13 protein-coding genes are annotated in these 17,743 nt (G+C 69.1%); 7 read left to right on the forward strand and 6 right to left on the reverse strand.

The genetic code is table 11. The features are described 5' to 3' along the window. Positions 1-150: 150 nt before the first annotated feature. Positions 151-1,311 (forward strand): MFS transporter, encoded by a 1,161-nt coding sequence (locus tag ABZX92_RS39170; protein WP_355570533.1) that lies wholly within the window; start codon positions 151-153, stop codon positions 1,309-1,311. Here ABZX92_RS39170 and ABZX92_RS39175 read toward each other — a convergent pair. Together ABZX92_RS39175 and ABZX92_RS39180 are read right to left on the reverse strand one after the other, a co-directional pair. After that, on the reverse strand, positions 1,241-2,824 hold the full coding sequence (locus ABZX92_RS39175) for an ABC transporter permease (protein ID WP_355570534.1): 1,584 nt from the start codon (positions 2,822-2,824) through the stop codon (positions 1,241-1,243). The genes ABZX92_RS39170 and ABZX92_RS39175 overlap by 71 nt on opposite strands. Beyond that, positions 2,821-3,708 carry an ABC transporter ATP-binding protein gene (locus ABZX92_RS39180; protein WP_355570535.1) on the reverse strand — a complete coding sequence of 296 codons (888 nt, stop codon included), beginning with the start codon at positions 3,706-3,708 and terminating at the stop codon, positions 2,821-2,823. The genes ABZX92_RS39175 and ABZX92_RS39180 overlap by 4 nt, the downstream gene beginning before the upstream one ends. A gap of 83 nt (positions 3,709-3,791) precedes the next feature. Between ABZX92_RS39180 and ABZX92_RS39185 the strand changes: the two genes are divergently transcribed. Beyond that, positions 3,792-4,289 (forward strand): MarR family transcriptional regulator, encoded by a 498-nt coding sequence (locus ABZX92_RS39185; RefSeq protein ID WP_355570536.1) that lies wholly within the window; start codon positions 3,792-3,794, stop codon positions 4,287-4,289. A 62-nt stretch (positions 4,290-4,351) separates the two neighbouring features. Here the strand turns inward: ABZX92_RS39185 and ABZX92_RS39190 are convergent, their stop codons facing one another. Together ABZX92_RS39190 and ABZX92_RS39195 are read right to left on the reverse strand one after the other, a co-directional pair. Then, complete coding sequence (locus ABZX92_RS39190) at positions 4,352-4,525, reverse strand: hypothetical protein (protein ID WP_355570537.1); 174 nt, start codon at positions 4,523-4,525, stop codon at positions 4,352-4,354. A gap of 139 nt (positions 4,526-4,664) precedes the next feature. Next, positions 4,665-5,765 (reverse strand): S1 family peptidase, encoded by a 1,101-nt coding sequence (locus tag ABZX92_RS39195; RefSeq protein WP_355570538.1) that lies wholly within the window; start codon positions 5,763-5,765, stop codon positions 4,665-4,667. A 407-nt stretch (positions 5,766-6,172) separates the two neighbouring features. Here ABZX92_RS39195 and ABZX92_RS39200 point away from each other — a divergent pair, with 407 nt between their 5' ends. After that, positions 6,173-7,969 (forward strand): S8 family serine peptidase, encoded by a 1,797-nt coding sequence (locus tag ABZX92_RS39200; RefSeq protein ID WP_355570539.1) that lies wholly within the window; start codon positions 6,173-6,175, stop codon positions 7,967-7,969. 58 nt (positions 7,970-8,027) lie between these two features. Here the strand turns inward: ABZX92_RS39200 and ABZX92_RS39205 are convergent, their stop codons facing one another. Then, positions 8,028-9,050 carry a hypothetical protein gene (locus ABZX92_RS39205; protein WP_355570540.1) on the reverse strand — a complete coding sequence of 341 codons (1,023 nt, stop codon included), beginning with the start codon at positions 9,048-9,050 and terminating at the stop codon, positions 8,028-8,030. A 36-nt stretch (positions 9,051-9,086) separates the two neighbouring features. Here ABZX92_RS39205 and ABZX92_RS39210 point away from each other — a divergent pair, with 36 nt between their 5' ends. Then, positions 9,087-9,860, forward strand: coding sequence for an ATP-dependent Clp protease adaptor ClpS (locus ABZX92_RS39210; protein WP_355570541.1), 774 nt, complete (start codon positions 9,087-9,089; stop codon positions 9,858-9,860). Between the two features lie 102 nt (positions 9,861-9,962). On the opposite strand, the gene mshC is transcribed toward ABZX92_RS39210, so the two are convergent. Then, positions 9,963-11,201 (reverse strand): cysteine--1-D-myo-inosityl 2-amino-2-deoxy-alpha-D-glucopyranoside ligase, encoded by a 1,239-nt coding sequence (gene mshC, locus ABZX92_RS39215; protein WP_355570542.1) that lies wholly within the window; start codon positions 11,199-11,201, stop codon positions 9,963-9,965. A gap of 135 nt (positions 11,202-11,336) precedes the next feature. On the opposite strand from mshC, the gene ABZX92_RS39220 reads away from it, so the two are divergent. The 3 genes from ABZX92_RS39220 to ABZX92_RS39230 form a co-directional block, all read left to right on the forward strand. Further along, the gene (locus ABZX92_RS39220) at positions 11,337-15,611 is read left to right on the forward strand and encodes a glycoside hydrolase family 2 TIM barrel-domain containing protein (protein WP_355570543.1); all 4,275 of its coding nucleotides are present in this window, start codon (positions 11,337-11,339) and stop codon (positions 15,609-15,611) included. A 62-nt stretch (positions 15,612-15,673) separates the two neighbouring features. Further along, entirely contained in the window at positions 15,674-16,567 is an 894-nt protein-coding gene (locus tag ABZX92_RS39225; protein ID WP_355570544.1) for a slipin family protein, read from the forward strand. Positions 16,568-16,625: 58 nt separating this feature from the next. Then, on the forward strand, positions 16,626-17,743 hold a 1,118-nt coding region (locus ABZX92_RS39230; RefSeq protein ID WP_355570545.1), incomplete at its 3' end, for a caspase family protein.

Here is a 17,743-nt window from a genome sequence, read left to right on the forward strand (position 1 = left end):
GCCGATCGCGCTGTCCGTGGTGGGGGCGCGCTTGTCGACGCGGCCGTGGCGGACCTTCGAGCGTGAGGTTGGCGGCGAAGCATTTAGCTTTGGCAACGATCACAGGCACCTCCGCCGTTCACCGCACTAGGGTGAGCGGCGGAGGTGTCTGTGGGCCGCTTGGCACGCGCCGGGTTGTACGCCGGGGCATTGATCGGGCCGTTCGGCGGCGCCATCACGACGTCGATCCTGCCCGAGATCGGGCACACCTTCGGGCGATCGCCGGGCGCGGCGGCCTCGACGCTGACGTTCTACCTCGTGCCGTTCGCGGTGCTGATGCTCGCGTCCGGCACGCTGGCGCAACGCTGGGGTCCACAACGGACCGTCCGGATCGCCTACATCGCCTACGCCATCACCTCCGCGCTCGCCGCGAGCTCATGGACCTTCGAGGTGCTGCTGGCCTCCCGAGCACTCCAAGGCGCCGCCAACTCCTTCACCACACCGGTGCTGCTCGCCGTCATCGCCGCTTCCACCCCCAAGGAGAAGCTCGGCCGCGCGCTCGGCCTGTTCGGCTCGATGCAGGCCGCCGGGCAGACGAGTGCACCACTGGTCGGAGGACTGACCGCCGAGATCGACTGGCGGCTGGCGTTCGTGGTGATCACCGTCGTGGCCGTCGGACTCGCGATCCTGGGCGTGCCGGACACCGACACCGAGCCGGAGCGCGACGCCAGCCTCAGAAGCGCCTTCGTGCCGAGCACGCTGAGGCCCGCGCTCACCGCGTTCGTCGGCTGGGCCTGCCTGGGCGGGATCTCGTTCCTCGTCGCGTTCCGGCTGGACGACGTCTTCGGCCTCGGCGCCGGCGAACGCGGCGTGCTGCTGACCGGGTTCGGCATCGTCGGGTTCCTGACCGCGCGGCAGGTGGGCAAGGCGATCGACAAGTTCGGCGCCACCACGACGGTCGTCGTCGGCGCGACGTTGGGCGGTGGGCTCGTCGCGGCGGTCGGGACGACACCGCTCGCTGCCGTCGCGGTGCTCGCGTGGGCGCTGACCGGGGCGGCCGCGCAGGGTGTGCTGGTGAGCGTCAACGCGTTGGTGCTGCAGAGCGACAACGCCAACAGGGGCGGCAGCGTCAGTGTCGTGCAGTCACTGCGCTTCATGGGCGCTGCCGTGGCCCCGCTGGCGTTCGTCCCGCTCTACCAGGCCCATCCGTTGCTGGGCTTCCTCGTGCCGGCCGGTCTGCTGATCACCGTGCCGGCGATCATCACGTGGTCAGGTCGCGGCGCCGGAACCCGGCGAACCCCGCAGCCAGAAGCACCACCGCCACCCCGGTGAGCCACAGCAGCGGTCCCGCGGTGATGTCCGGGTACTTCGGGACGTGCGTGAACGGCGACACGTCGATCACCCACTGATCCAGCTGCAGGGCCGGGCCGAGCAGCGTGAGCACCAGCGCCGCCGACACCACGGCCCAGCTGATGCCCGTGAGCTGCGGGAACAGTCCGAACAACAGCAGCGCCACACCCGCGATCACCCACGCGGCCGGGAGCTGGGCCAGTGCGGCGCCGATCATCCGGGGCAGCACACCGCCGACGTCATCGGTCTGCACTCCGTAGACCAGGCCCAGGCCGAGACCCGACGCCGCCAGCACGATCGCGCCGCCGACCAGCGCGAACACCGCGTGCGAGGCCACCCAGCCCCGGCGCGACACCGGGGTCGCGAGCAGAGGCTCCGCGCGCAACGCGGTCTCCTCGGAACGCAGCCGCAGCACCGCCTGCACCAGGTAGATCGACGAGATCAGGCCGAGCAGCTGGGTCACGGTGGCGAAGAACGCGTCCACCATCGCGTCGGCGCCGCCGATCTTGCTGACGATCTGCCCGAGCGCCGGGTTGTCCTGCACCATCTGCCCGACGGCCTGCGCGACGCTGCCGTAGATCACGCCGACGGCGAACAACGCGATGGACCAGCCGATCAGCGAGCCCTTCTGCAACCGCCACGCGAGCCCGAACGGCGTTCCGATCGTGCCGTGAGCAGGACCGAGACGCGCGGACAGCAAGCCCAGCCCCACGTCCCGGCGCGTCACGATCCACGCGGAGACGCCGACCAGCACCACCGCGAAGGCCAGCGAGATGCCGAGCACCCAGAACCGGTTGTCGGCGAACGAGCGGACGTGCTCGGTCCAGCCGATCGGCGAGAACCAGGTCAGCCACTGCGGACCGGACTCCCCCGCCGCGTCGCCGGCGGCGCGCAGCAGGTAGGTCACGCCGAGGAACCCGCCCGCGATCGCGTTGGACACGCGCGAGTTCTCCGACAGCTGCGCGGTGAACGCGCTGACACCGGTGAAGACCAGCCCGACCGAGGCCGTGGACAGTCCGAACGCGAACGAGCCCGCCGGATCGAGATTCTTGCCGATCAGCACGAACGCCTGCAGCACACCGATCAGCAGGCTCGTGCCGCCCGCGACGATCACCGCGGCGGCCAACGGCGCGTGGCGACCGACCACCGTCGCGGCGATCAGCTCCGTGCGCCCGGCTTCTTCTTCGGCGCGCGTGTGCCGCGTGACGACCAGCATGGCCATGATCGCGACGAACAAGCCCGCGAAGACGCCCCACCGCCACACGACCAGGCCACCGAGCGACGACCAGTCGTGCAACGGACCGAGCATCGCGAGGAACGCGGAGTTGGCGTTCGCCGTGGCGCCGAGCAGGTCACGCGACTGCTGGGTGTCGTACAGCTCTTCCAGCGCGGTCGTCGTCGACAACGTCGTGAAGACGAGGAAGAGGACCCAGACGGGCAGCAGGATCCGGTCCCGGCGCAGCGCCAGCCGGACGAGGTGCCAGGTGCCGATCATTTCGCGTCCTCGTAGTGCCGCAGGAACAGCTCCTCCAGCGTCGGAGGCTGCGAGGTCAGCGTGCGCACGCCCGACGACACCAGCTGCTTGAGCACCGGGTCGAGCTTGTCCGAGTCGACCTCGAACTTGACCCGGTTGCCCTCGGCGACCAGGTCGTGCACACCGGCCATCGACGTCAGCCCGTTCGGCGGCCCGGCCAGCTCGGCGGAGATCGACGTGCGGGTCAGGTGCCGCAGGTCCGCCAGCGTGCCGGTCTCGACGATGTGGCCGTTGCGGATGATGCTCACCCGATCACACAGCGCCTCCACCTCGGCCAGGATGTGGCTCGACAGCAGCACGGTGCGGCCGCGCTCGCGTTCGTCGTTGATGCAGTCCTGGAAGACGGCCTCCATCAACGGGTCGAGGCCGGAGGTCGGCTCGTCGAGGATCAACAGCTCGACGTCCGAGGACAGTGCGGCGACCAGCGCCACCTTCTGCCGGTTGCCCTTGGAGTAGGTGCGGCCCTTCTTGCGCGGGTCCAGTTCGAAGCGCTCCAGGAGCTCCTCGCGGCGAGCCTTGTTCAGGCCGCCGCGGAGCCGTCCGAGCAGGTCGATGACCTCGCCACCGGTCAGGTTGGGCCAGAGGTTCACGTCGCCGGGGACGTAGGCGAGCCGGCGGTGCAGGGCCGCGGTGTCCTGCCACGGGTCGCCGCCGAGCAGCCGCGCGGTGCCGGAGTCGGCACGCAGCAGGCCGAGGAGGATCCGGATCGTCGTCGACTTGCCGGACCCGTTCGGGCCGAGGAAGCCGTGCACCTCACCGGTCTGGACGTCCAGGTTCAAGTCGTCCAGTGCACGCGTCGGGCCGAAGGTCTTGACCAGGCCCGACACGGATATCGCAGATGTCATGCCCAGTAAGCTACACTTCTTTCACAACTTCGTGAAGGACGTAAATTTTGCCCGATCGGCTGACGAAAGGGGATGATGCCGCCGTGACGAGAGCTACACAGCGTGACACGCAGGCGGTGAGCCAGTTCGTCGAACGCTTCGGCGGAATTCTGGCGGACACCGGCGTGCCCCGCATGCCGGCTCGCATCCTCGCGGCGCTGATGACGACGGACTCAGGACGGCTCACCTCAGCCGAGATCGCCGATCTGCTGCAGATCAGCCCGGCGGCGGTGTCGGGCGCGGTGCGCTACCTGACCACGGTCCAGATCGTCAGCCGCGAACGGGAGCCGGGATCACGCCGGGACGTCTACCGGATGCGCGACAACGTCTGGTACGAGGCGACGTTCCGCAAGGACCAGATGCTCGGAATGATCGACGAGGTGCTCGGCGAGGGCGTCGAGACGCTCGGCGCGGACACCGAGGCCGGCCTGCGGATGGACGAGACGCGCGAGTTCTTCCGGTTCTGCCACAGCGAGCTCGGCTCGATGCTGGACCGGTGGCGGGTGCACCGGGACAAGTGGCTCGAAGAGCGCGAAGCCTGAAAACGACGAAGGGAGCATTCATCCACGTGAGGTGGATGAATGCTCCCTTCATCACCGCGCACTCATCGCCCGCGCCTGGTCGCGAGGTCCGTCGCGCTGGTGCCGACCACCACCAGAACGGCGATGCCCAGCAGTGGAACGGCCACTTCGGTGCCGACGCCGGTGACCAACGAGATCAGGAAGAACAGCACCGCGGCGACGGCGACCCACCGGACGACTCGAATGGCAGTACCCATGTGAGCATGGTCTGCGCCGCGCCCCGGGAGGGGTCCCCGCCTTCAGGACGCCCGGCCGCCATGACGCCGAGTGCCCGGCACGCGCACCACGAGGCGCATGTGCCGGGCACCCTGGTCACCATCTGTCAGGCGATGCCAGTCAGCCCGTGACGAGCGTCAGGTTGTACGCCGAGAGGATCTCGTTGACCGGCTGGAAGTAGGTCGTGCCGCCGCTGGTGCAGTCGCCGGAGCCACCCGAGGTGACGCCCTGCGCCTGCGTGCCGCTGACCCACGAGCCACCCGAGTCACCGGGCTCCGCGCACACGTTCGTGCGCGTCAGACCGCTGACCGAGCCCTCCTGGTAGTTCACCGTCTGGCTCTTGGCCTGGACCTCGCCGCAGTGCCAGCCCGTGGTCGAACCGGACCGGCAGATCGACGCGCCGACCGCGGACTCGGTGTGACCGGAGACGACGACGTCAGCGCCGCCGTAGTGGTTCACCTTGGCCGTGGCCGTCCAGTTCGAGTTCGCCTTGACCCAGCTGTAGTCGTTGCCGGGGAAGGACGACTGCTGGAACGTGCCCAGCGCGGTCTTGTCGACACCCGCCACCGTGTCACCCGGCGACCCGCAGTGCCCGGCGGAGACGAACCCGCCCTGCACCGCGAAGCCGACCGAGCACCGCCCGGCGTTGTTGATGTAGTAGGCGTCCCCGCCGCGGATGTCCTTCAGCACACGAGGCGCCTCGTCGGTCTCGACGACCTTGGCGAGCGCGCCCACCTTGTCCACCAACGACTTCGCCGCGCCTGCCTGACCACGCTTCACCGTGATCGTCACCGCGTTCGCGCGAGTGTCCACGTACCAGCCGGTGACCTCGGCAGGAGCTTTCTCGGCGTCCAGCCGGGCCTTGGCCGAGTCGAGGTCACTGGCCTTGTGGGCAACGGTGCGGGGCTCGGCGCCGAGCCTGCGCAGCCGATCCGCCTTGGCCACGTCGGTCACGCCGACGACGAGCTTGCCGATGGACGCGTCGAACCACGCGCCACCGAACTCGTCACCCGCGAACCCCTTGGCGACGTGCTGCAGGACCGCGGCCGCGCTTTCCTGACGCAGCCGATCCGCCGCCTGCTGGGCGTTCAGTCCGAGGTCGCGCTGCATCGCGGCGAGCAGGTCGGCGGAGGGTTCAGGGGCGGCGACGGCGGCAGGGGAGACCGTCGTCGCGAGTGCACCCGCCAGCACGGCGACTGCCGCGACAGCCATGCGCTTCATAGGCATTTCTCCTCAGTTTCAGGTTCTGCAGGGCCGGTGTAACGCCGGACCGGGCAACCGCGATGAGGAGATCGGCTGTGCTGCAACACAGCCCGCACGACACCGGATAGCTGGCGTCCCCAGGCGGCGAACTGCCCGATCAGTTCGTTCCTCCGTCTGGGTGACGCTATGTTGTGCTGTCTACTGGACGGTAGGGCCGATGGAGGGTGGACCTCTCGGCGTTCGGGTTGGTATAGGGAATTCAAATGCGTTCTCTCAGCCTATTTCCGTCACGTAGAGCGACCGTCCGCATTGACACGAAATGTCAAATCTGTCAACAGTTCGCACTCGACGGCGTATCCCTCTGACCTGCGGTTTAGGTCTAGCGTGCAGGTCACCCTGTTCCCTGCACGAGGGAGAACCCTGCCATGCGAAGAGTCTTGAGTACGGGACTCACCGCCGCCGCTGCCCTATGTCTGGCCGCCGCTGTGGTGCCCGCTGCTTCAGCTCAGGAAAACGTGGGGACGATTCTCGGCGCCGAACGCGCCGACGTCGTGAAGGACAGCTACATCGTCTCGCTGAAGGCGGACACGGCGTCGAGGGCCGCCGCGCCTGGCCTGGCGAGCAAGTACGGCGGCCAGGTCGACCAGGTCTGGCAGCACGCGCTCAACGGCTTCTCGGTGAAGATGACGGCCAAGCAGGCCGCCAGGCTCGCCGCCGACCCGAAGGTCGCCTACGTCCAGCAGGACGCCCAGGTGCACCTGCTCGACGTCCAGCAGAACCCGCCGTCGTGGGGCCTGGACCGCGTCGACCAGCGGGACCTGCCGCTGAGCAACAGCTACCAGTACGACGACACCGCGTCGAACGTGACCGCGTTCATCATCGACACCGGTGTGCGCACCACGCACTCGACGTTCGGTGGCCGCGCCACGTGGGGCACCAACACCTCGGGTGACGGCAACAACAGCGACTGCAACGGCCACGGCACGCACGTCGCCGGCAACATCGCGGGCTCGCAGTACGGCCTCGCGAAGGCCGCCAAGGTCGTCGCCGTCAAGGTGCTGAACTGCTCCGGCTCCGGCACCACCGCCGGCGTCGTCTCCGGCATCGACTGGGTGACGGGGCAAACGGCCAGGCCCGCGGTCGCCAACATGTCGCTCGGCGGCGGCGCGGACGCCACCCTGGACGCGGCCGTGCGCCGCTCCATCGCGGCCGGTGTCACCTACGCGATCGCGTCCGGCAACTCGAACACCGACGCGTGCAGCACCTCGCCCGCACGCGTCACCGAGGCGATCACGGTCAACGCGTCGACCATCAACGACGCGCGCGCCTCGTTCTCGAACTACGGCACCTGCACGGACATCTTCGCGCCCGGTGAGAACATCACGTCGTCGTGGAACACCAACGACACGGCGACCAACACCATCTCCGGCACGTCGATGGCCACCCCGCACGTCGCGGGCGCGGCCGCCCTGTGGCTCGCCGCGCACCCGGCCGCCACCCCGGCCGAGGTGTGGGCGGGTCTGAGCGCCGCCTCCACGCCGAACAAGATCACCAACCCTGGCGCGGGCTCTCCGAACAAGCTGCTCTACACGCTCTTCGGCACGCCGCAGCCGGGCAACCCGGCCGTGACGAACCCCGGTACGCAGAACTCCACGGTCGGCCAGGCGGTGTCGCTGCAGCTCGCGGCCACCGGCGGCACCCCGCCGTACACCTGGTCCGTCTCCGGTCTCCCGGCCGGTCTGTCGGCGAACTCCTCCGGTGCGATCTCCGGCACGCCGACCACGGCGGGCACCTCCACGGTGACCGCCACGGTGACCGACTCGGCGGGCAAGACCGGTTCCGCGACCTTCTCCTGGGTCGTGAACGCGGTCGGTGGCGGCTGTGCCGCCAAGACCAACTCCACGCCGGTCACGATCGGTGACCTGCAGACCGTGACCAGCACGATCGCCATCTCGGGCTGCGCGGGCAACGCGTCGGCCACGGCGACGATCAAGGTCGACATCAACCACACCTACAAGGGCGACCTCGTGGTCGACCTGGTCGCACCGGACGGCACGGTCTACAACCTGCACAACCGGACCGGCGGCTCGGCCGACAACATCAAGGAGACCTACACCAAGGACCTCTCTGGTGAGGCCGCCAACGGCACCTGGACGCTGCGCGTGCGCGACGCGGCGTTCCTGGACTCCGGCACGCTGAACAGCTGGACGCTCGACGTCTGATCGTCTCTCCGCTGAACGAGACCGCCCCCGGCGCTTCCGCCTCGGGGGCGGTTTCCTTTCACCGCAAGCGCTCTCGTGCTTCTTGAGCCGCTTGTAGCACCACTGGCGGCAACCCGGGCACGTCGCGCGCCTGCCGTTCCGCCTCGGCGAAGACCTCCTGGGCGAGGGCCGGTTCCGCTCGTCCCGCCAGCAGGTACAGCTCCTCGACGAGGTGGCGCCCCATCCCCAGCTCCTGCCAGCCGGTCTCGTTCGCGAGCGCCTTCTGGCACTCCCGCAACGCTTCCCAGGCCCTGCCGTGCTCGCCGGCCTTGCGCTCCAGCTCGGCCAGGCTCTGCCACGCGGACGCACGGTCCCAGTCGGTCTCCGCGAACTTGAGCGCGTCCCGCTGTGCCTGGGCGGCTTCGGCGAACGCCCCGAGACCCGCCAGCTCGAAACGCAGCGTGCTCAACGTGCCCTTGTCCCGGGGCCGGTTCTGCGCCCACCGGTCCAGCTCCGCGCGGGCCAGTTCCCGCTCCCCCGCCAGCTTCGCGCGTTCCACCCACGTCAGCGCGTCCTCGTCGGCCGGGTCCTGCGGGAACCACTCCCGCTTGCCCTGGGCCCACGCCTCCAGGTCCTCGTCGTCGAGGTCCGTCTCGCCGAAGAACCGCAGCATCTCGTCGCGCTCAGGGTGATCACTCGCGCGCACTCGTTCGATCGTGGCCTCGACCCCCGCCGCGAACACGTACTCGCGGTCGTACCCGCACCAGGTGTCGAAGTTGGCGCGCTTGATCGCGTACTGCCGCCAGACGTCCTCGGCCTGCCGGTGCTCGGCCAGCAGGAAGCCGGCCAGCTCTGCCTGCTCGCCGAGGCCCTGGAACGGCGCGTTGCGGCGGCACAACGCCTCCTGCTCGGCCAGGAACCGCAGCAGGGGCAGGTCTTCCGGGCGGCGGTCGTACTGCAGCGCCCACAGCACCATCGCGCGGTGCACCTCGTTGACGTCGTAGTCGAGGTCGTCGGAGTCCTTGGCGCACTTGTACCGGAGCTCGCGCCACGCTGCCGTCGACTCCCGCATGCGCGCCAGTTCGCGCCGTGCCTCCTGCATCACCGGTCCATTGTGGCCGTGCCGCATACTCTGCCGGTGAGTTCTGGGGAGAAACCGTGGGGCGTAGTCGTGCACAACGACGACCACATCCCGTTCGCGGTCGCCTATCACCTGCTGCGCACGATCTGCGAGTTCGATGCGGAGAAAGCGCGCGGTTTGACCGCGGCGATCCACCAAAGCGGGAGTGTGGCCGTGGGCAGCTACGACCGCGCGACGGCGGAGTCAATCACGCTGCGGCTGGTGCGGGCCGGTCTGCGCGCCGAGCTTCGCCAGGCGGTGTACGACACCCAGGAGGCCTTCTCCGCGGAACGGGTCGACGGCGGCGTGCTGGTGATGGTCCCCGAGGTGTTCGCGCGGGACTGGGAGCGGGCGTTCGAGGCGCTGGACAGGCTCTACCGCGTCGGCTCCACGGCACGCGGCCTGCGCTGGCCGCGGCCGGTCATGACGCGCCGGCCGTTGCTGCGCAAGATGTTCCCGGACACCTCCGCGTCGCGATGGCAGTCGGCGCTGTTCCGGCGCAGGCATCGCAAGGTGCTCGCCGACCGCGCGCTCGTCAACCGGGTGTGTCAGCAGTGGATCAACGCCGAGTCGCTCGTTCTGACCCCCGACGAGGTCGACGAGTGGATCGTGGTGCTCGGCCAGATCCGCGCGCTGTACCGGCTGGTCCGCAAGGCGACGCCGCTGCAGTTCCAGACGCTGAGCTACCTGCAGCAGAAACTGGTGCAGGCCGTCGACCCGGAGGCGTTCGCGGGTCCGGACGGCCAGCCGGTGGCCGGTGGGCAAGCGGCCACCGACCAGGCCGCGTCGTAGCGGGAACGAGCATTCACCGGACCTGGTGACACAATTCCGCCGCGCGCGAAGCGCTGACCCGTGGGTGCGGGGGCGCTGAGTCGCCCCCGCACCCACGGGCGTTTAGAGCTCCACGCCCAGAAGCGCGTCCACAGCCGTACGAACCTGTGACGGCCCGTGCTTGTCCGAACCGCCGTGCGACAGCGCCTCGTCGGCCCACGCGTCGATGGCCGCCAACGCCTTGGGCGTGTCGAGGTCGTTGCCCAAGTGGTCGCGCAGCCGCGTCACGGTGTCCACAGCGGACGGACCGGAGTCCAGCGAGGCGGCCCGGCGCCACTTCGCGAGACGTTCCAGGGCCTCGTCGAGCAGCGCCTGGGTCCACGGGCGGTCCGCGCGGTAGTGGCCCGCGAGCAAAGCGAGACGGATGGCGTTCGCGTCGACCTTCTCCGCGCGCAGCTTGGAGACGAAGACCAGGTTGCCGCGCGACTTCGACATCTTCTCGCCGTCGAGGCCGATCATGCCCGCGTGCACGTAGTGGCGGGCGAACGGGTGCTGGCCGGTCTGGGCCTCGGCGTGCGCGGCCGAGTACTCGTGGTGCGGGTAGATCAGGTCGGAGCCGCCGCCCTGCACGTCGAAGCCGATGCCGAGGCGGTTGTGGGCGATGGCGCTGCACTCGATGTGCCAGCCGGGGCGGCCCTCGCCCAGCTCGGACGGCCACGAGGGCTCGCCTTCCCGCTTCACCCGCCACAGCAGGGCGTCCAGCGGGTGGCGCTTGCCGGGGCGGTCCGGGTCTCCGCCGCGTTCGGCGAAGAGCTTGAGCATCGTCTCCTCGGAGTAGTTCGACTCGTAGCCGAACCGGCCCGTGGCGTTGTAGTCGAAGTAGATGTCCGGGTGCTCGGCGTCGTCCACCCGGTAGGCGTGCCCGTCGGCCACCAGCTTGGCGACGACCTCGACGATCTCCGGGATCGCCTCGACGATGCCCACGTAGTCCTGCGGTGGCAGGACGCGCAGGGCCTCCATGTCCTCGCGGAACAGGGCGGTCTCGCGCATGGCGAGCACGACCCAGTCGTCCTGGTCGCGGATCGCCCGTTCGAGCAGCGGGTCGTCGACATCGGTGACGTTCTGGACGTAGTGCACGTTGTGGCCGTTGTCGAGCCACACGCGGTGCACGAGGTCGAACGCGAGGTAGGTGGCGGCGTGGCCGAGGTGCGTCGCGTCGTACGGCGTGATGCCGCAGACGTACAACCTGGCGGTGTCTCCTGGAGCCGTGGGGCGAACCTCGCCCGTAGCCGTGTCGAACAGCCGCAGCGGGCGGGGGTCCCCCGGAACCCGCGGCACAGGAATGGATGACCAGGTCTGCATGCATCCGACACTAACGCGTGCCGCCGGGTGGAGTGCACTTTCCGACTGTTGGGACCACCACCGGCGAACGGGCCAGGACAGAAAGATCGGACATTCGTTGACGACGTTGTCATCGCGTCCCTAGCGTCCAAAGGCATGCTTCGTGTCGTTGTAGCCACGTTGACAGCCCTGTTCCTCTCCCCTGTGACGTCCGCCGGCACCGCCCAGGCCGACCCGCCGAACGCCTTGGCCTACCTGGAGAACCCGCGCATGACGGGTGAGAACCAGGAACCTCCCCACCCCGACCTGCAGCCCGAACGCCGCCTGAGCCTCAACGGCGAGTGGCGCATCCGGATGTTCGACAAGCCAGAAGACGTGCGAGACACGCCCGACGGCTGGCGCACGGTCCAGGTGCCGCACACCTGGCAGACCGACTTCCTCGACCACCCGGTGTTCCGCAACATCCCGACCGAGATGTACCCGGACGACCCGCCGGCGATCCCGCGCGACGTCAACCCGACCGGCGTCTACGAGAAGCAGTTCGACCTCCCGGCGGACTGGGACCGCACTCTGCTCCGGTTCGAGGGCGTGACCAGCGGTTATCTGGTCTGGGTCAACGGCACGTACGTCGGCTACGACCAGGGCGGCTACACGCCTGCCGAGTTCGACATCACCAGCAAGCTCAAGGCCGGCCGCAACACCCTGAAGGTCCAGGTCCACCGCTGGGGCTCCGGCTCCCACCTGGAGGACTACGACCAGTGGCGGTTCTCCGGCATCTTCCGCGAGGTCTGGCTCTACACGACGCCCAGGACCTACCTCGCCGACGTCACCATCAGGACCGACCTCGACGCCCAGTACCGCGACGCCACGATCAGCACCGACGTCAAGATCGGCGAGCCTCAGGACGGTCACACGGTCCGCACCAGGCTGTTCGACCCGCAAGGCCGCGAGGTCGCCATCAGAGACGGCAAGGTCAGCGACCCGCTGAAGTGGACCGACGAGACCCCGAACGTCCACGAGCTCCGCATCGAGCTGCTCAAGGACGGAAAAGTCGTCCAGACCGGCAGGCAGCCGGTCGGGTTCCGCAAGATCGAGATCATCGACCGGCAGCTCAAGATCAACGGCAGGCGCGTGCTGTTCCGCGGCACGAACCGAGCCGAGACGTCCGTCCGCGGCGGCCGCCACGTCACCCGCGCTGAGCAGGAAAAAGACGTCGAGCTGATGAAGCGGTTCAACATCAACGCGGTCCGCACGTCGCACTACCCGAGCGACCCGTACTTCTACGAGCTCGCCGACCGCAACGGCCTGATGATCGACGACGAGGTGGACATCGAGACCCACCACCACGACGGCTGCCCGGACAACTGCCTGGCCGAGCGGCCGGAGTGGCAGGACGCGTTCCACGACCGGTTCGTCGCGATGATGCAGCGCGACAAGAACCACCCCAGCGTGATCATGTGGGACACCGGCAACGAGGCCGGGCTCGGCAAGGCGCACTACGCGATGGCCGAGTACGCGAAGAAGAACGACACCCGCCCGCTCTACCACCAGCCGAACTCCCCCGACGGGGACGCGCCGTTCGCGGACGTCTGGGGCCCGCGCTACCCGTCGCCCGCGAGCCTGGAAGCCAAGGCGAAGACCACGACAAAGCCGATCATCATGGGCGAGTACGCGCACGCGATGGGCAACAGTCTCGGCAATTTCAAGGAGTTCTGGGACGTCGTGCGCGCCTATCCGCAGGTGCAGGGCGGCTTCATCTGGGACTGGGCGGAGCAGAACATCGCGCTGCCTCTCCACACCACACCCGACGACGCCAACGGGATCCTGACCTGGTTGAGCGGCAAACCGTCCCAGGTGGACGGACCGCACGGCAAAGCGTTGCAGCTCAGCGGACTCGACGACTTCGTGGAGGTGTACCGCGACCGCAAGCTCGACGAGGTGTCGACCGGCCTGACGCTGGACGCCCAGGTCAAGCCCGCCGAGTGGACCGGTGACTTCACGGTCATCTCGAAGGGCGACCACCAGTACGCGCTGAAGATGGCCAACCGCACCACGTTGCAGTTCTTCATCTACAGCGGCACATGGCGCACGGTCGAGGCGCAGGTTCCTGCTGATTTCTACGACAACTGGCACCGCGTCACGGGCACCTTCGACGGCTCTCGGCTGCGGCTGCTGATCGACGGCCGCGAGGTGGGCTCGACGGCGTTCACCGGCACGATCGACCGGTCGCACTGGCCGGTGAACATCGGCCGCAACGCCGAGACCATGCAGGAGATGTCCACGACCCGCATGGCGCACGGGACGATCGACCAGGTCCGCGTCTACCACCGCGCCCTGACCGACGCAGAGCTCGCCGCAGACCCCAAGAAGACCGCCGTCCTGGCGCTCGACTTCGAGACGCTGGAGGACAAGGGCCGCAAGGAGTCCTACGGGTCCGGCACGGGTGGCGTCGACGGCGTGGTGTGGTCGGATCGCAGGCCGCAGCCGGAGACCGCCGAGCTGATGGCGGTCCACTCCCCCATCCGGTTCTCCTTCCAGGACAACAAGCTCACGATCGTGAGCGAACGCCAGTTCACCGGCACCGACGACCTCGAACTGCGCTGGCAGGTCCAGGACAACGGCCGCACGATCGCCCAGCACCGCGGCGAACTCCAGCCTGGCACTCTCGCGTTGCCGGACTTCACGGCGCGCACCGAGCGCTGGCTGACCGTCCGCGCCACCGACCGCCGGGGCGACGACGTCGGCATCGCCCAGTTCCCGCTGGGCGGCACGCAGATCGCCGGTCTGCACGCCCCAGGCACGCCGGGCAAGCTGAACACGGCCGAGAACGACAACGAGATCGTGGTGTCCGGCAAGGACTTCCGTTACGTCGTCAGCAAGAAGTCCGGCACGCTCACCTCGATGCGCGTGCGCGGCACCGAACTGCTGAAGACCGGCCCGGAGCTGGACGCGTGGCGTGCCCCGCTGTCCAACGAGTTCATGAGCGAGGACAGCTCCTGGTACCGCAACGGCCTGGACCGTCTCCGGACCACGCCGTCGAGCGTCACCGTCACCTCGGACGGCCCGGACACGGTCATCACGGCTCGGTCCACCGCCCAAGCCGTCGCGAACGCGTCGTTCGGCCAGACCTTCACCTACCGGATCACTGGCGACGGCGAGATCCAGATCGGTCACCGGGTCGCGGCGCGCGACAAGATGCGCGACCTGTCCTACCTGCCCGGCATCGGTTTCACGCTCAAGGTGCCGGACGACTTCGGCAAGTTCTCCTGGTACGGCCGCGGTCCTGGCGAGAACTACGACGACCGCAAGTCCGGCGACCCGGTCGGCGTCTACCAGTCCACAGTGGACCGAGAGTTCAACGGCTACTACAAGCCGCAGGACTTCGGCAACCACGCCGACACGCGCTGGGCGACCCTGTCCAACGGCCGCGCGGGCCTGCTCGTCGCGGGCGATCTGGACGTCCGCGTCTCGCGGTACGACGACCTCGACCGCGCGCCCTACCCGTTCGCGCTCAAGAAGAACGACGGCTGGACCACCCTGCACGCCGCCCATCGCGTCACGGGCGTCAGCGAGACGTTCCACGAGCCGTTGCCGCAGTACCAGGTGGAGGCGGGCAACGAGTACGCCTACTCCGTGCTGCTGCGCCCGCTCACGCCCACCGAGGCCGCGACGGGCAAGCTCGGCCAGCAGGTCACCTGTGCGCCGGCCGTCGAACTGAAAGCCGCTGACACCACACTGGAACCGGGCGAGCAGGTCGAAGCCGAACTGGTCGTGACCGAGCCCTGTCCCGGGACGACCACGGCCAGGCTCTCCGCTCCGGACAGCTGGTCGGTCTCCCCCGCGTCCGTCGATCTCACCGGCGGCTCCGCGAAAGTCACCATCAAGCGCGACGGCGGCGAGACCGGCAGCCGCCCGGTGTTCGTCGAGGTCTCGTCGGGCAAGGCGACCACGACCCTGACGAAGGACTTCACCGCCACCCCGCCGGCCCCGACCGGCGACACGGCGGTGTCCACCTTGCCGTTCCTCAGCGAGCGCAACGGCTGGGGCCCGATCGAACGCGACCGCAGCAACGGCGAAAGCGCGGGCGGCGACGGCATCCCGATGAGCATCCGGGGCACCCCGTTCGCCCAGGGCGTCGGCGCCCACGCCGACTCCGAGTTCGAGGTCTACACCGGCGGCAAGTGCTCCCGGCTCACCGCCACGATCGGCGTCGACGACGAGACGGGCGGCAGCGGCAGCGTCCGGTTCGAGGTCCTGGAAGACGGCGTCCCCAGCTACCAAAGCCCTGTGCTGACAGGACAGAGCGCACCACTACCCCTCACCCTCGACACGAGCGGAGCGACGGTCCTGACGTTGCGGGTCACAGACGGCGGCGACGGCAACGGCCACGATCACGCCGACTGGGCGATCCCGGTCCTCAGCTGCCGATGATTGTCGGACCCGAGGGGTACCGTTGGAGATCAAGGGCATTCGCCGGTGAAGGGCGGGGTCTCATGATCTTCGAAATCCTCGGGGGACTGATCGCGCTCGGTGGCCTGGGCATGGCCATGAGCGCCAGAGTGATCAAACAGTTCGAACAGGGACTGGTGTTCCGGTTCGGAAAGCTCCAGCAGGGCGTGCGCGGGCCAGGGCTGACGATGCTGATCCCCGGAGTCGACCAGCTCCGGAAGGTCAACCTGCAGATCGTCACCCTGCCCGTGCCCGCGCAGGACGGCATCACGCGCGACAACGTCACCGTGCGCGTGGACGCCGTCGTGTACTTCAAGGTCTCCGACCCGGCCAAGGCGGTCATCAACGTCGAGGACTACCGCTTCGCCATGCTGCAGGTGGCCCAGACGTCCCTGCGCTCCATCATCGGCAAGAGCGAGCTGGACGACCTGCTGTCCAACCGCGAGCACCTCAACCAGGGCCTGGAACTGATGATCGACACCCCGGCCCTGACCTGGGGCATCGACATCGACCGCGTCGAGATCAAGGACGTGGCCCTGCCGGAGAGCATGAAGCGCTCGATGTCCCGCCAGGCGGAGGCCGAACGCGAACGCCGCGCGCGCGTCATCACGGCGGACGGCGAGCTGCAGGCGTCCAAGAAGCTCTCCGAGGCGGCCGGGACGATGGAGGCGACACCGGCGGCGCTGCAGCTGCGGCTGTTGCAGACGATCGTGGAGGTGGCGGCGGAGAAGAACTCGACGCTCGTCCTCCCGTTCCCGGTGGAGCTGCTGCGGTTCCTCGAGAAGAACACGCTCACGGACAGGCCGGCGGAGAAACCCGCTGTCACACCCGCGGACGGTCCCGCGGGAGAGCTGCCCCAGGGGGCTCCGGCACCGCGCGAGTCGACGGAACGCGACTCGTCCGCCGCCCCTCTCCCGGGGCGCGATTCGTCCGTGTGAGTTAACCGGCGTAACGCCCCCTGTCCAGGAACGACGTCCGGACAGGGGGTAGTGCCACATGCAGGAAAGGGTCAGAGGCAGGTTCGTCGGCATCGGCGTCGCCCAGTACGAGCTGGTGCCGCCGCTGCAGCACGCCGTGAGCGACGTGCGGGAGCTGCGCGCCCTCCTCAAGGGCTACGAGGGCGAGCCCCTGGCCGACCCGACCGAGGCCGAGATCCGCGACCACATGAAGACGCTCCGCAGAAATCCGCAGGACGGCGGCGCGCTGGTGGCGCTGTGGAGCGGCCACGCGATCCCGGTCGCGCGCAATCTCAGGCTGCTGGCCAGGGACAACGACGAAACCGGCGACGGCATCACGCTGCACGACTTCGCGCTGTGGTGTGCCGCGTCAGGCGCGCACCAGGTGCTCATCATCATCGACGCCTGCTACTCGGGAACTCAGCTCGACGAGGCCGTCCGCACGATCGCGGACATCCAGGAGGAGCTGCTGGCGGGCCAGGTCCACTGGGCCGGCGTGCTGGTGTCCTGCTCAAGCGTGGAAACGGCACGGGACGGCCTCTTCGGCGGTCAGCTCAGGAAGCTCCTCCGCGCCGGCCCCACAGCCGACGAGGACGCACGGCGCTGGAGCGACCGCACGGCACTGGTGGACGGCGGCGCGGTCGGCACGGCGCTCCTCAACGCGTGGGACAGCGACGTCCAGAGGCCACGCTTCATGCAGTACGGCTCCCCACAGCCGATGCTCCCCAACCCTCTCTACGCCGCGAACACGGTCGTGAAGCACCTCCTCCTGGCCGCCAGAGGTGGCGACTCGACCGACAACCGCTCGTGGTTCACCGGCCGCACCACCCAGGTCGACAAGGTCGTGAGCTGGGTGAAGTGCGGGATCCCCGGCCTGCGCGTGGTCACCGGGTCGCCGGGCACGGGCAAGTCCGCGGTGGTGGGCCGGGTCGTGAGCCTGTCCAACGGAGCCGAACGCGACCTGCTGCTCACCACCGGGCCGTCGTTCCGGCACGCCGACCCCGGCCCGGACTCGGTCGACGCGGCCGTGCACGCCCGCGCGATGGACGCCGACCGCGTCGCCGACCTGCTGACCAGAGCAGTCCGCTCGACCGCAGGCACCCGAGCGACCAGCGCCGGGTACGCGGCAGCGGCGGCGTCCAGAATCGACCAGGCGGC

This window comes from Lentzea sp. NPDC006480 (genome assembly GCF_040611995.1).
In the GTDB taxonomy this organism is placed as follows: Bacteria; Actinomycetota; Actinomycetes; order Mycobacteriales; family Pseudonocardiaceae; genus Lentzea.